Source organism: Enterococcus sp. AZ128, from assembly GCF_051714485.1.
In the GTDB taxonomy this organism is placed as follows: Bacteria; Bacillota; Bacilli; order Lactobacillales; family Enterococcaceae; genus Enterococcus_A.
In genome coordinates, this window is record NZ_JBIORZ010000004.1 from 1 (window position 1) to 14,355 (window position 14,355).

The following is a 14,355-nucleotide window of genomic DNA, read 5'->3' on the forward strand; positions in this document are numbered from 1 at the left end:
ACGAAGGGGCTTATTTTGCAAGTAATCTTACTTATTCAATTGTTGATCAAGTTTCGTCAGATCAATCTTCGTATCTTGCGCTAAGATTTCACGGAAAATCGGTAATTGCTTCTGAATTTGATCTGCTTGATCATTCTCTACCTGCATTACCAACAAAGGTTCATGCAAACTCAGACGCAATAACATCCAACCTTTTCCGTAAGGATCAGTGACGGAGAAACGTACACCCTCTTGATTTTCAGAATTCTCCGCAAAGCTTGTTTGTTTCGGCAACTCCGTTCGGAATTTTTCGATCATTTGTTGTCCAGCCTCTTTATACTCTTCTCCGCTGATTGTATAGCGAATCTCTAGTGTTTCCACTGGTTGTTCCAACTCTGCCATCAAGTCAGTCAGTTCACGATTTTCCTGCTGCAATTTTGGCAGCAGCATTAGCACCTTCGCGATCACATACGCACCATCATCTAAGAAATAATTTTCTTTGAAAGCTGCGTGAGAGCTAGTCTCGATCGCTAATTGACAATCGATGCCTTCTTCATTCAACTCAATCGCCTTATTGATAACATTGCGGTACCCAGAGATATAACGATACTGTTTGCCGCCTTTTTCTTCAATAAAGTTTTTCAAATGATCTGATGTGGGTGAGTTGGTCACGATCGTACTGCCTGGATGTTCTTGCAAGACGATTGCCGATAAGACCGCAATCAAATTATTTCGATTAATCATTTGTCCATCTTTCGAAACGATCGCCGAACGATCGACATCGGTATCGAAAATCACACCAAGATCCGCTTGATTATCCAGCACCGCTTGCTTGATGCTAGCCATCGCTTCTTTATTATCTGGATTAGGAATATGGTTTGGGAAGTTCCCGTCAGGTTCTAAAAACTGTGATCCGCTAATATCAGCACCAAGAACTGCTAGTACTTTATCAGCAAAATACCCGCCAGCGCCGTTTCCAGCGTCAACAACGATTTTCATGCCTGTTAATGGCTGCTCGCTGCCGCTGCCCTGTTGAATTTTCTCGACAAGATCTGCCGCGTAACGAGACAATAAATCAGCCTGCGCCACTCGTCCAGCCGCTCCTTCACTCGCTTCAGTGTGAGTCAAAATGTAAGCAATATCACTTTTCTCCGCGCCGCCAGCTTGACTGAAAATCTTGATACCGTTGAAATAAAACGGCAGATGACTCGCCGTCAACATGATTCCAGCATCACAAGCGAACTCTTCAAACTGTGTCGCCATAAACAAAGCAGGCGTTGTCGCTAAACCAAAATCCAAAACCTCACAACCAGCTGCTTCAAAAATAGTTACCATCACGCCCTTCAATTCAGGCCCGGTCAAACGGCTATCATGTCCGATTCCGATTTTAAATGGACGCTTCACGCCTTTATCCGTTAACCAATTAAGAATTCCATTCGCAATCAAGCGTGCCTCCTCAGTACCCAGGTTTTTTACTTTGTCCTCAGCCGTGATAGCGATTCCACGAATATCTGAACCATTTTGCAACTTTGTTAACTCCATTGATGAATTCCTCCTTATTCCTTTTAATGTATCTATTTTTCTTCCAGAAAAATATGTCTGATTTTCATGCCGTATACCATCCAACTAGCTATTATTGAGCTAACTCATAAATAGCTTATGAATTTTTCTAACGTAAAAATTCAAATGATTCTCGTACGCATACCATTCTACTAATCATGCTGAAGCAAGAAGTAGAACTACATCCTTCATCTCTACTTTTAGTTTATTATACCAAAAATCCCGGAAAAGAAAGCCTTTTCCGGGAAAATTTATCAATTTAAGTAAATCATACTATTTTAAATGACACGTGACCGCGGATTTTTTTTCGCTTGTCGTTTCTTTTTCCAACGAATTCTCCAATCGACCAAATGATCCATTACAAAGGTCAACCCTCTAAACAGCCAATAAATTCCAAAGGTCAAGGGGATGACGAAAAACAAATTTCGATTCCAAAGTTTATCAAAATCAAAGAACTCTCTAAAGAATAGATAACAGCTTAGGTACGCAGTGCTCAATACAGCGATCAATGCGATCTTTTTCTTATCTAACGGGAAAGAAACTTTATACAAGACCAGCAGCCCGACACAGCCTGTCAAAAAGACGGACATTGTTGATGTCGCCTGATAATCCAGATTAAACAATACATCGGCCAACTGAATGATCATTATTGCGCTGACAACTGTCAATGCGCCCGGTAAAGAAACGCGTAAAATATTATTTAGGAAGTCTCCTTTGATTCGTTCATAGCTTGGTTTTAAGGCCAAGAAGAAGGAAGGAATACCCACTGTCAACGCATTGATCGGCGTTAGTTGGACTGGTTGGAAAGGATAGGGACTCGCGATGATCATGAAGATCACAGCCAATATCAATGAATAGATTGTTTTAACCAAGTACATTGATGCGACACGTTCAATATTATTAATGACTCGCCGCCCTTCGTTTAATACATTTTGCATCCGAGCGAAATCGGAATCTAGTAAAATGACATCCGAAGCGGCTCTTGCAGCGCTGCTTCCATTTGCCATCGCTACACCGATATCTGCTTCACGTAATGCCAGTACATCATTGACTCCATCACCTGTCATACAGACAGTATGGTTTGCTTTCAGTGTGTGAATCAATGATTGCTTTTGTTTTGGCGTCACTCGCCCGAAAACAGTCGTATTGTTTACTAACGCTTTATAATCGATCGGTTCTTCTAGGCTCGACATATCAATAAACACTTCAGCATTTTTGATTCCAGCTTTCTGAGCGATCTTCGAAACAGTCAACGGATGATCTCCGGAAATTACTTTCAGTTGTACATCTTGTTTGGCAAAATAGCCGAAGGTCTCACGTGCATTTTCTCTCAAATTATCTGAGATGATCAGCGTCGCTAATAGTTGCGGTTCATATACCAGTTCCTCTTCTAAAGTCCCCGGGTATTCCACTAAAACAAGAACACGCTGTCCGTCCTCTAGATAAGGCTGAATCTTATTCTGCATGTCAGAGGACATGTCCTTAAAAATGAATTCTGGCGCGCCGAACGCGAAGCTACCTTGATTTTTGAACGTTGCTCCGCTCCACTTTCGCGCAGAAGAAAAGGGGACGACTTTTTCCGCCTGCCAAGAATCAATCGCTGGAAATGCTTCCCGCAGGGCTTTCGCCGTTGCATTTTGATCCTTCAGATGATAAAGCAGTGCTCCCATGATTTCATTTAAGCGATTATCCGAAATATCCTCTAGCAGCGCCTGTTCAAATTTCAATGTACCGTCGGTGATCGTACCGGTCTTATCCAAACAGATCACATCGACCCGTGCTAACGTCTCAATGGACGGCAATGCTTGAACTAAAACCTTTTTCCGCGCCAAATTTGCTGCACCTACTGCAAATGCCACACTTGTTAACAGCATCAATCCTTCTGGAATCATGCTGACTAACGCGGCAACGGTTCCTAAAACAGCCTGTTTGATCGAATCCGAGGCTTGGTACTGACTATAAAAAAGCCCCAACCCCACAGGTATGATTACGATCGTTAAAACAGCGATCATCCGGCTCAAGACTTTCGTCAATTCCGAATTGCCTGTCTTTTTTGTTTTTGCTTCACTCGTTAATTGCTCTGCAAAATTATCTTTGCCTACAGCAGTTCCTCGATAAAAACATTCACCAGCGGTTACAAAGCTGCCGCTGAATAACTTGTCACGCCTAGCTTTTTGTACACGATCCGCCTCACCTGTCAGCAGCGATTCATCGACTTCCACGCCCTCACCAGCTAATAGATCGCCATCTACCGGAACCTGATCGCCGTTTCGTAAATAAAGAATATCGCCTAAAACAATTTCTTCCTGATCAATCTGCTGCAAGCGTCCCTCTCGTAAAACAGCCGCTTTCGTCTTAGCTAAGACCGATAATTTGTCAATCGTGTGTTTTGCTCGTAATTCTTGAATGATCCCAATCAGCGTATTAATGACAACTACTCCGAAAAACAAGGTATTTTTCGGCGACCCTACTAAGAGCACCAATAAGGCCAACACCAAGTTTAGAATATTAAAGATATTGATCGTATTTTCTTTGATAATTTCTTTGTCTGACTTTAATAGATTATCTTCAATTTGATTGATTTGTCCTTCTTCTATTTTTTGCTGAACTTCGGAAGTCGTTAAACCCTCTAATCCTGCTGGAATCTCAACATCATCAAAATTTTCCTCCACCGTTTGAACTTCTTCTTTTTTTTTCATCCGGTTTCACCTCATCTCATTTGTAACCAACGCTGTTTTTACAGCAAAAAATATGCTGTTCTACTCTATGTTTATCTTAACACGACTTCCATTTTAAGTCGGTTTTGAACATTAAAAGCTATAATCTCTTAAATTATTTTGAAGCATTGCTCCTTTTTATGAAAAAAGACTGTAGATAATATCCGTAAAATGGATGTTATCTACAGTCTAAGACGCAAGTTATTTTTGAATAGAGTAAACGTAATGAGGCATGTTTACTCCGCGGTAATGCTTAATAAACTCCCCTCTGCGAGCCATGCCATTTCTCTTCGCAACTTTTTGCGACGCTATATTCGTGTCACGAATAATCGAAAAAACTTCCTCCGCCTCTAATTTCTCGAAAGCGAACTTCTTGCACGCCCTGGCTACTTCGACAGCATAACCTTTGTGCCAGAATGCTCGTTGAAATAAATAGCCGATCTCTAAAACTTTGCGGCCAGAAAAGTCCTGCCACGTTACGCCACATTGTCCAATCATCTCATCAGTTTCCTTTAAAATGACCGCCCATAAGCCAAATCCATCTCGGCGATAATTTTCGATTTGCTTATCTAGCCAATTTTGAACTTCATTATCATCGAAGGCACCCTCATAAGCATACATCGTTTGTTCATCCTGTAAAATTTTACTCAGAGACCCGCTATCCGATTGCTGCAGTTCACGAAGATAGAGTCGGTTTGTTTCAATAATCATTAGTTCCCCTCCATACACATCTAGTAAAAAATCGGCGTGACAAAAAACATGCCGCAAACAATTTGCGACATGCTCGACTTTAAACGTCTTTTGGTACATAAAAACTGCGATTATCCATTCCGAAAATGCGCTCTGTATACGTTCCTGGTTCAGCACTTTTCACTGCACTAGACATCATTTGCATCGAGGCATCGATATTATCGATTTGATGTAGGATTTCCGCTTCCATAATACGCGGACGTACCGGTGAACCATATTCTAAAAGACCGTGATGGGATAATACCATGTGACGCAAAATTACGATATCCTCATCCGCATCATTGATCTTCAATTCAGCACACGCCTTGGTGATTTCTTCATCTACCAAAACAAGATGCCCCACAAGGTTTCCTACTACTGTGTATTCCGTTGAAGAAGGGCCAGTCAGCTCGATCACTTTGCCTAAGTCATGAATAATGATTCCTGCATAAAGCAAGGATGTATTTAACTGCGGGTATTCCTTCGCGATCGCCTTGCCTAAACGCAGCATCGTTAGCGTGTGAAAAGCTAAGCCTCCAGCAAACGCATGGTGATTGCGCTTCGCTGCTGGAAATTCGAAAAATTCCTTTTGGTATTTATTTAGCAAGAAACGAACGATCCGATTCCAATGAGCATTAGTGATTTCGAATAATGTTTTGTTGAACTCTTCTTCCATATCCTCACGTTTGATTGGTGCACGTTCCATATACAGTGCCGGATCGTTCGGTTCATCCGTTTTGGTAGTATGCAGATGCATAATCTTGACCTGCGGATTTCCTTGATACAGCTCCCGCTTGCCATTTAATAAAACGACCTGCCCCGCCTTATAACGTTTGATCTCTTCTTCAGATGCATCCCAAAATTTTCCATCCACTGTTCCAGAAGTATCTTGGAAAGTAAACGCGATAAATTTTTTTCCGTTTTTAGCTAGACGGACATCGGCATTTTTGATCAATACATACATTTCAAACTGCTCGTCGACTGTTAATTCTTTGATTTTTTTCATCGTTGGACTCCCTTCAATTCCCAGACTGGCTGGTGAAGCTCTTGGTAATAGCTTACCATTTCTTGGTCAGATGACAAACAAATGACTTGATAATTTTGACTAAATTGCTGTAATAGTTTAGCGAATTGGTATTTTCGCTGATGGTCGTAATGCAACCAGCCGTCATCAATGATCACTGGACACAATGGATGCTTTTGCTGCAATGCAAGATAAGCAAAACGAAAGGCCATCATGACCTGATCTTTCGTTCCTGTTGAAAGATTGTAAATACTCAACTGGTCGACAGTTAACACTCCTTCTGAAAAATCTAAACAGCTATGAGCTTGATTAGTCAACTCTTGAAAATAGCTTGTCGCCTGTTTTAATAGTTCCGGCAATTGCTGTTCTGACAACTCAGTGGCTATATCTTGTAATAATTGATTTTCTAATTTTGCTGTCGCATAATCCGTCGTTAATTTTTCAACCAGCGCTCGTTGCTGACTCGCCTGCTGGTAAAGGCTATCTAATGTACCGTCGGCTTGCATTTGTTGAATCTGCAAACGCGAGCGTTGTTCCTGCTCCTGTAAGTGATGCAGCTGTCTTTCGCTCGTTTGAATTTCCTGGTGTAAAATACGCAAGGCTTCTTCAATTTCTGCAAACGTCGTCTCCTGTTCATACAGCGGAGCGACACTCTTTGTTAATTCATTTAATCGCGCTTGCTTTTGGCTTACCTCTGATTCCCGTTGTAAAAATGCCGGAATCTCTGATGGGTACGCCATTTTCAAACGTTCTAACAAGGATTGATGCTGATCTAGCAACTGCTGCTGTTGCTTTTGTGTCTCATGAATTCGTTGCTGAAGAACAGTATTTTCTTGATAGGTTTGCGCAAAACGAATCTGCTCCATCTCATTAGCAAAGTGCTCCAGCGTTGAAAGTTTTTCAGATAGATTTTTTTCATGCAGCGGCAGCCATTCTGTTAAAAACTCAAATTGCAGTTCCTGCTGCATCAAATTCTGCCGCAACAAGGCTTGCCGTTGCTGAAGTTCCAAATTTGTCTGAAGCTGTGCAAGATAATTTTGAGCCCGCTGGTTTTCTTGCACGACCGCAAACTCATTTTCACCACTGGCTAGGCTTCTCTGATGCAGCTCATTTTGGATCTGATCAAATAAATGTTGCGCTGTTCGCTGTCCTTTGGCGATCTTGTCTGTCATTTCCGCGACTTGACCTTCGTAAACATCCAATTGACCAAGTTTCTCCTGCCACGCATCTTTGTTTGCCGGTTTATTTTGTTTCAATACGCCGCCAATACCACAAGCCGCTACTGTCACGATCAAAATATAGCGTAACGGTGCAGGTAGTAAAACTGCTGCTATCACTCCTACACCAGCTGCGATAAACAACCATGGTGGTTTCTTTTTCCGATGGAACAACTCAGGATGCTTTTGTTCATAGTCATTGAGACTGGCTTCTGCCTGATCCCGTTGTTCTTTGACTAGATGCAAACGAATCCTTTGCTCTTCCAGCTTTTTTTGCTGTGCCTGTAACGGCGCGAAAAGCTTTTGAATTGCTTGTTCATCAGCAAATGTCCGTGGCGGGCTTTGTTGCCATTTTGTCGGAATATCGCCAGCTTGTGCTAGTTTAACTGAGATCCGCTGTTCTTCATCCAGCATTCGGGCAATCGCGACTCTTTCAGCCAATAACTGCTGGATTCGATTCTCATTCTCTAAATAAAAATAGTAGCGTGCCGATTCTTGATTCCCGCTATGCTGCTGTAAAGCTGTATGCAGCTTTTCTTGTTCTTTCATCAGTTGCTGATATTCTTGATAGAACGTCTGAAGCGCCGATTGCTCTTCTTCACTAGCTACTAAGCGTAGATCTGTTCTCTGTAACTCTAAAAACTCCGCATAACTAGACCAGTTCATGCGCTGTTGTTCCAAAACTAACTGTCGTTCCTGCAAATTCCGATTCTTTGCAGCTTGTTGCGTTACTTGTCGTTTTTCTTCATCAGCCTGGCGAACAAGCTGCTGAAACCCAGCTTCTTGCGCTTCTTTCTCTTTGATCTTTTGCTGCAGGTTTTGGTAATTCTGCAACGCTTGGTTCAATGGTTGTTTCCGTCCACGAGGGCGATAAATACCTTCGTAATTCGTTTTCAACCGCATACGCTGCTCGAATAATTCATTGCTTCCGGATAGACCTAACGAAATCAATGCCTCATGAAGGTTCTCTTCACTCAGCACATCCAATTGTTGAAGCTGTTCTTGTTGAAAGGTAAAAACTTGTCGAAAGAGCTGTTGATTCAAAGGATAAAGTAATTTTTCCAGCAAATCTTCTTCCCATTGCTGCCCATCTTCCAACCAGACTTTGGCTTTGCCCTTGTTTTTGGCTTTATACCGTTCGATCGTCACCGTGCCATAGGTCGGATGAACAATCAGTAAGCGCCCGCCAAAACCACTGCCATCATTCGGCGTATAGTCCTGTCCTTTTTTTCGTTTCGCAGGAAAACCAAATAAAATCGCTTGGATAAATTGATACAACGTTGATTTCCCAGCTTCATTCAACCCATAAACTAATTGATTCTTTGCTTCAAATAGGAAGGTTTGCTGGCGCCATTTGCCAAAGCTCGTGATTTCAGCTTTTTTAATCCACATCGGCATTCCTCCTGAAACGATAGCTCTTCGCCATTTTTTTTTCTAACAATGATATCGTATCTACTCTAAATTCTTGATCCATCAATTTATGCAGCTGCGGATTTTGTTCTAATTCACTTAGCAGTTCGCTAAAAATTTCTGGCGGTTGATACGTCTGGATTAGCTGATCAACCAAATTTTTATCAACAGCTAGGTATGGCCGCTCCGTCGGTAATTCTGCCAACGTCAATTGCCAGAGACAAATATCTTGTGGTACTTCTTCCTGTAAGGCCTCTAACAATTCTCCAGAAGCTACTTGATAAGCCAATTCTTCACCTAAATTTTCTGTATCGCTAAATTCCAAATGTAATAATGTTGGCATCTCTGCTGATAAACGGCGAACCAATGGAAAAATCTCTCTCGGCTGGCGAACCTTCGCCAAAGATAATGTCTGCTTCTCCCAACGAACGGCTTCAACAGAAACCGGTGTAGGAAGCAATTGATTTCCTTGGCTCTCTACTAACGTCACCCCTGCCAGATTCATTTCTTTTTGCGTATGGCCCTGAGGCGTTCCGGGATAAACTACATATGGCTGCTGCGATAAAATTTGCGGAACATGGATGTGGCCCAACGCCCAATAATCATATCCCTTTGCTGATAGCTCACTTAACTGAAATGGCGCGTAAGGCGTCTGACCACCATGATACATGCCGATTTGAAAATCAACGTCCCCTTTACGAGGAAATTTTTCAGCCATCACCGTTTCGATCGTAGAATGCTGATAACTAAAACTCGTAATAGCTATCCGCTCACCTGTAGGCGTGGTAAAATTTTTCGTTTCGACTTCTTCGTCGTCGAACAGCTGAATATTATCTGGAAAAGCAAACCAATACCGGTCAGCTTGATAAAAATCATGATTGCCAAAATTCATAAAGACCGGAATTTCAGCTACGGCTAAACGTGCCATTTCTTGAAAGAAATAACGTTGCGTTTTTAACGTGGGGCGGTTTTGATGAAACGTGTCCCCGACCAGCAAAATAAAATCGACAGCTTCTGTGATCGCGATATCTACAATATTCCGCAGCATTTTCTGGTTGGCTGTTGCCAACTGCTTCTGAAAATGCTCTGGCACGATAGTCAATCCTTCAAAGGAACGATCTAAATGCAGATCGGCCGCGTGTAGGAATTTCATTTTTTCTCCTCCTAGTTGTCGCATAAGAACTATTTTTAATGAACCAAATTTTTCAATACTAGTTATTGAAAAATTGGACTAGTATCCAATCTCACTTATTTTACCATAAAAAAACGAAAACTTGTTCGTATTTATAGAGTCCTTTTTGAAAGCAAATACTCGAAAAATTGGCAAAATTCAATTAGAATTAATCTACCTGAACAGGAGTGAGTTTATGAACAAAGATGAACTGATGAAAAAAGCCAAAGAACTATTGAATGAAGGCAATCTTGAAAAGGCCAAGGAACTTATCGAGGATCATAAAGATGAGTTGGGCGAATACTATGAGAAAGCCAAAACGCTACTTAAGTCTGAGAAGATCAATGACTTGATGGCACGTTTCAAAAAATTCTTTTAACAAAAAAGGTTAGAAATGCTGCTCAAAAGAGCTGCACTTCTAACCTTTTTCTATCCCATTTGATTGAGAACTTCATAAATATGGTCAGCAGTCTGGCCTAAAGACTGGACCTGATTGGTATTCGCTAATAAAATGATGAAGGTCAACCCCGTATGAGTAAAGGTATTGATCGTATTGAATCCGCCTAAAACACCATGACTGGAATAACTGCCTGGGTTCACATAAAAGCCCATTCCATAGGTAGATGAACTGCCGGCAGTCAGCATTTTATTTTTTTCTACCTCATCGATTAATTTTCCCTGCATCAACGCTTGATCAAATAAATAGAAATCGGTGGCCGTAGTATAGATATCACCAGCCCCAAACAATTGCGTGAGATTAGGTAACTGCGCTTTTTCTATACGTCCATTTTTTTCCTTATAGCTTTCAGCTAAATCAGTCATCGCTTCATCACTTTGATAAAATCCAGTATTTTGCATATTGGCCGGTTTAAAAATGTGCTCTTGAATATATTCTTGAGCCTTTTGTTTACTAACCTGTTGCAGGATATATGCCAGTACAGCATAATTGCTATCCGAATAATGCCACGTTCCTATCGCAGAATCACTGCCTGCCGCTTCGATTTCTTGAATGATCTGTTCCGGCAAGATTGCTTTACTGCCTTCTGTTCGTCCAGCCAACCCGCTTGTATGATTGAGCAGATTCTTTAGCGTAATTTGTTGTCCATTAGGAAAATCCTTCAAGTATTTTATAATATGATCTTCAAGCTTCAACTTTCCCGCCTGTTCTAATTGTAAAATCGCGGTTGCAATGATTGCTTTTTGTGCTGATCCAATGTAATACCTTGTTGTCGGTGTATTTTTGATTTGCTTCTCTTGATCCGCTAATCCATACGATTGATTCAGAATTACATTGCCTTTGCGAACTACCAGAGCCGTTCCCGAAAAATGCTGATCGACCAAAAAGTTATCCAGTTCTTTATTTTCAGTCGCCGGTAAAACAATTGCTGCTTTCTTTTCCGGCTTAACGTCAGTTTTTTTAGTCGCGTTTATCGTTGTTTCACTTGTTGACTCTTGCCGTTTATTGGCATGGAGCTCTAACGGGTGACTACGCCAAACGAGCAAACACCCTATTGCCAGCAACAGTATACCGCTACCTATGAGAATCCTCTTTTTCATTCTTTTCTCGCCATCCTTACGACATGAAGTATAGCAATTTTCTAGATAAAAAACGTTAATTTGTTTCTATCTATCATTTTTATTCGTTGCTTGTAAGATTCTTGTAAGCTGACAAAGTACAAAAAAAGCCGCAACGTTTAAAAACGTCGCAGCTTCTATTTCTGATTAACCTTCGTACAATTCACGAATTGGTGTCATAATGATGCGGTTCAAGTCATTGATGATCACGCTGAAAGCTTGTTCTTTCACCATTAATTCGTTGATCAATTCTTCTTGTTGAACTTTTTCAGCTAAAGCTTGTGCTTGTGCAGCATCTTCGTCGCTGAAATCTTCACCGCGCATTTGTTTTTCTTGCAGGCTTTGTTGGAATGCTTGGAAATCTTTGAAAGCAGCATAAGCTGTTTCGTTTTTCTTTAGTTCCGCGAAAGCTTCTTCTAATGATTTAAATTCTGGTAGTTCACGGATTTCACGTTCTAATCCGTTCGCTGAATCATAGATGTTTGCCATTTTTTTATTCCCTCATTTTCTATAAAAGTTACTTTTCTATTGTAACATGAATGGAAACGGGTTCACACCCTAATTTCCTGGTTGGTACTGCCGCCACAATTCTTGGCCTTTTTCCTTCAATTTATTGGCGCCATCTTTGGCTTTTTCAAAGAAGTTCGCCGCCCCTTCACTGGCTTTCCCGCCGATGTCTTTCAGCTCTTCACGCCATTTACTTGTATCTGAATTTTCTGCTCCTTGATTCACTTCATCAGCAGCCACGACTTGTCCGCCCGTTGCATAAGCATCCGCGACATCGAAAGAGTATTGACCAGCGTATGGCAAGATCGATTCCGCTTCTGCTTTAAAGACTTGCCCAACTTCCGATCCACTCGTTCCACTTAAGTAATGAGTCTCACTAACTTTTTCAAAACCTAACCAGGTAGAAATCACGACATTCGGCGTGTATCCAATAATCCACTGGTCATTGACTTTGCTCGCATCAAAGTTGGTTTCGGTCGTGCCCGTCTTACCTGCAACAGTAAATCCGGCTGGTGCAGCTTGAGCTGCTGTACCGTTCGAGAAAGTTCCTAAGAGCATGCTGGTCATTGCATTGGCAACTTCCTTTGAAATCACTTGCTCATATTTTGGTGAGCTATTGTCTTCGATGACAGCACCGGTTGAATCAATGATTTTCGTAATTAAATGCGGTTCATATACTTTTCCTTCATTCGCAAAAGCGCCATAAGCCGCCGCCATCTGCATCGGTGAAGTTCCTTTTTCTAATCCGCCTAAAGCCAAGCCGTAATATTTATCGGATTTGCTCAAAGGAATTCCAAACTCTTGAGCCTTATTGTAGCCTTTATTCAAGCCAAGTTCATGTAATAGCCAAACTGCCGGTAAATTCAAACTTTGAGCAACCGCTTGGTACATCGGAACTTCCCCTTGATAGGTGCCGTCATAATTTTTCGCGTTATAATAAGATTGTGGTTCATCCTTTAGCACACTGTCAGGCTTATAGCCGGATTCTAACGCAGAGGAGTAAACACTTAACGGCTTCATCGTAGAACCTGGCGAACGCTGCATTTGTGTCGCAAAATTGTAGCTACGGAAAATATGTTCGCCACGTCGACCAACTAGAGCTTGAACGCCACCGGTTTTCGGATCCATCGCCACTGAAGCAGACTGCGGCATTACCCCGTCTGCAGCGTTCGCTGGGAAGTTTGCATTGTTGTCATAAACGGCTTCCATTTGCTTTTGATAATCCTGATCCAGCGACGTATAGATTTTATAGCCCTTATTCAACAAATCCTTCTCTGACATTCCGTAGCGTTCTACAGCTTCATCGATGACCGCATCGAAGTATGAAGGGTAACGATAGCCTGCATCAGCCGAAGAATATGTGTCGTTCAGCTCTGAACCAAGATCGACCGCCTTCTCTTGACCTTCTTGTTCTTTGGACAGCTTGCCGTTTTCTACCATCACCGAAAGTACGGTATTTCTGCGATTCACTGCATTTTCTAAATTATCAATCGGATTATAAATACTTGGTCCCTTCAGCATCCCAACGATGGTAGCTGCTTCTCCAATTGTCAGTTGATTGGCATCCACACCAAAATATTTTCTCGCTGCATCTTGGACGCCCCATACACCATTGCCAAAATAGGCATTGTTCAAGTACATCGTGAGAATCTGATCTTTATCATATTTCTTTTCAATCTCGATCGCCATAAAAATTTCTTTGGCTTTACGTTCCAGCGTTTGATCAAGACTTAAGTACGCATTTTTAGCCAATTGCTGTGTCAAGGTACTTCCTCCACCAGTAATATGACCAGAAGTCACCAGCCCTAGTGCCGCCCGCGCAATCCCCTTGATATCAAAACCATGGTGGCTATAGAAGTTTCGGTCTTCTGTAGAAACGACAGCATCTTTTAAATAAGGAGAAATCTGATCGCTTTCGACATAGGTCCCTTTTTGTCCGTAGAGAGAGCCTGCTTGTTCATTTTTTTCATCATAGATCACCGTCGATTGTTTCAAGCTGGATTGCAGCGTCTCCACATTGACTGATTTTGCTAAGAAAAATAGATAAACACTCATCACTAAAACACCTACAAGTGTTAATAAGAGCAAGATTTTATTGATATGATATTTTTTCCAAATACGTTTGCGCCAATGGTGAAAACGAATCAAGTAGGGCTTGATCCATTGCCAAAAAGTTTTTGTACCGCTGCGAAACTTTTGCCAAAAAACGTTTGCACCATTTTTAAATTTGCGCCAAAATTCCTGAAAATCCATTTTTGGTCTCCATTCTATACAAATTTCAGACACAGTGTATCACAAATCATCTATTCAAAGCTTGGGTCTTGAGACGGATGCAATACACACTTGAGAGTATTCTAGCATGGGGTATCAAGGAAAAGCTGATTTTTTTCTTAAATATCCATTAAAAGTGATACAATAAGCCAGTTGATACATTTATTTGACTCGTTGAGGAAAGAAAATAAGCCA

General features: G+C 41.5%; 10 protein-coding genes. 1 reads left to right on the forward strand and 9 read right to left on the reverse strand.

Annotation, left to right across the window (positions count from 1 at the left end):
* Positions 1-27: 27 nt before the first annotated feature.
* The 6 genes from IGI38_RS21150 to IGI38_RS21175 form a co-directional block, all read right to left on the reverse strand.
* The gene (locus tag IGI38_RS21150; RefSeq protein ID WP_438733901.1) at positions 28-1,521 is read right to left on the reverse strand and encodes a phosphomannomutase/phosphoglucomutase; all 1,494 of its coding nucleotides are present in this window, start codon (positions 1,519-1,521) and stop codon (positions 28-30) included.
* Positions 1,522-1,817: 296 nt separating this feature from the next.
* Positions 1,818-4,238 carry an HAD-IC family P-type ATPase gene (locus IGI38_RS21155; RefSeq protein ID WP_438733902.1) on the reverse strand — a complete coding sequence of 807 codons (2,421 nt, stop codon included), beginning with the start codon at positions 4,236-4,238 and terminating at the stop codon, positions 1,818-1,820.
* A gap of 219 nt (positions 4,239-4,457) precedes the next feature.
* On the reverse strand, positions 4,458-4,967 hold the full coding sequence (locus IGI38_RS21160) for a GNAT family N-acetyltransferase (protein WP_438733903.1): 510 nt from the start codon (positions 4,965-4,967) through the stop codon (positions 4,458-4,460).
* A gap of 79 nt (positions 4,968-5,046) precedes the next feature.
* Positions 5,047-5,991 (reverse strand): 3'-5' exoribonuclease YhaM family protein, encoded by a 945-nt coding sequence (locus IGI38_RS21165; protein ID WP_438733904.1) that lies wholly within the window; start codon positions 5,989-5,991, stop codon positions 5,047-5,049.
* The gene (locus IGI38_RS21170) at positions 5,988-8,618 is read right to left on the reverse strand and encodes an AAA family ATPase (protein ID WP_438733905.1); all 2,631 of its coding nucleotides are present in this window, start codon (positions 8,616-8,618) and stop codon (positions 5,988-5,990) included. Before IGI38_RS21170 ends, IGI38_RS21165 begins: the two co-directional genes overlap by 4 nt.
* Positions 8,608-9,789 carry a metallophosphoesterase family protein gene (locus IGI38_RS21175; RefSeq protein WP_438733906.1) on the reverse strand — a complete coding sequence of 394 codons (1,182 nt, stop codon included), beginning with the start codon at positions 9,787-9,789 and terminating at the stop codon, positions 8,608-8,610. Before IGI38_RS21175 ends, IGI38_RS21170 begins: the two co-directional genes overlap by 11 nt.
* 214 nt (positions 9,790-10,003) lie before the next feature.
* On the opposite strand from IGI38_RS21175, the gene IGI38_RS21180 reads away from it, so the two are divergent.
* Positions 10,004-10,186, forward strand: coding sequence for a hypothetical protein (locus IGI38_RS21180; protein WP_438733907.1), 183 nt, complete (start codon positions 10,004-10,006; stop codon positions 10,184-10,186).
* A gap of 50 nt (positions 10,187-10,236) precedes the next feature.
* Here IGI38_RS21180 and IGI38_RS21185 read toward each other — a convergent pair whose 3' ends face one another.
* The 3 genes from IGI38_RS21185 to IGI38_RS21195 all read right to left on the reverse strand — a co-directional run bounded on the left by IGI38_RS21185 (position 10,237) and on the right by IGI38_RS21195 (position 14,142).
* Positions 10,237-11,364 (reverse strand): serine hydrolase domain-containing protein, encoded by a 1,128-nt coding sequence (locus IGI38_RS21185; RefSeq protein ID WP_438733908.1) that lies wholly within the window; start codon positions 11,362-11,364, stop codon positions 10,237-10,239.
* Positions 11,365-11,529: 165 nt separating this feature from the next.
* The gene (locus IGI38_RS21190; protein ID WP_010779642.1) at positions 11,530-11,871 is read right to left on the reverse strand and encodes a YlbF family regulator; all 342 of its coding nucleotides are present in this window, start codon (positions 11,869-11,871) and stop codon (positions 11,530-11,532) included.
* Between the two features lie 69 nt (positions 11,872-11,940).
* Positions 11,941-14,142, reverse strand: a complete 2,202-nt coding sequence (locus tag IGI38_RS21195) for a PBP1A family penicillin-binding protein (RefSeq protein ID WP_438733909.1) — start codon at positions 14,140-14,142, stop codon at positions 11,941-11,943.
* Positions 14,143-14,355 lie beyond the last annotated feature (213 nt).

What these genes read in the sequence shown, in the direction of transcription:
- IGI38_RS21160 (WP_438733903.1), bottom strand. Translation starts at nt 4,967, where the DNA reads ATGATTATTGAAACAAACCGACTCTATCTTCGTGAACTGCAGCAATCG.
- IGI38_RS21150 (WP_438733901.1), bottom strand. Translation starts at nt 1,521, where the DNA reads ATGGAGTTAACAAAGTTGCAAAATGGTTCAGATATTCGTGGAATCGCT.
- IGI38_RS21165 (WP_438733904.1), bottom strand. Translation starts at nt 5,991, where the DNA reads ATGAAAAAAATCAAAGAATTAACAGTCGACGAGCAGTTTGAAATGTAT.
- IGI38_RS21195 (WP_438733909.1), bottom strand. Translation starts at nt 14,142, where the DNA reads ATGGATTTTCAGGAATTTTGGCGCAAATTTAAAAATGGTGCAAACGTT.
- IGI38_RS21190 (WP_010779642.1), bottom strand. Translation starts at nt 11,871, where the DNA reads ATGGCAAACATCTATGATTCAGCGAACGGATTAGAACGTGAAATCCGT.
- IGI38_RS21180 (WP_438733907.1), top strand. Translation starts at nt 10,004, where the DNA reads ATGAACAAAGATGAACTGATGAAAAAAGCCAAAGAACTATTGAATGAA.
- IGI38_RS21155 (WP_438733902.1), bottom strand. Translation starts at nt 4,238, where the DNA reads ATGAAAAAAAAAGAAGAAGTTCAAACGGTGGAGGAAAATTTTGATGAT.
- IGI38_RS21175 (WP_438733906.1), bottom strand. Translation starts at nt 9,789, where the DNA reads ATGAAATTCCTACACGCGGCCGATCTGCATTTAGATCGTTCCTTTGAA.
- IGI38_RS21170 (WP_438733905.1), bottom strand. Translation starts at nt 8,618, where the DNA reads ATGTGGATTAAAAAAGCTGAAATCACGAGCTTTGGCAAATGGCGCCAG.
- IGI38_RS21185 (WP_438733908.1), bottom strand. Translation starts at nt 11,364, where the DNA reads ATGAAAAAGAGGATTCTCATAGGTAGCGGTATACTGTTGCTGGCAATA.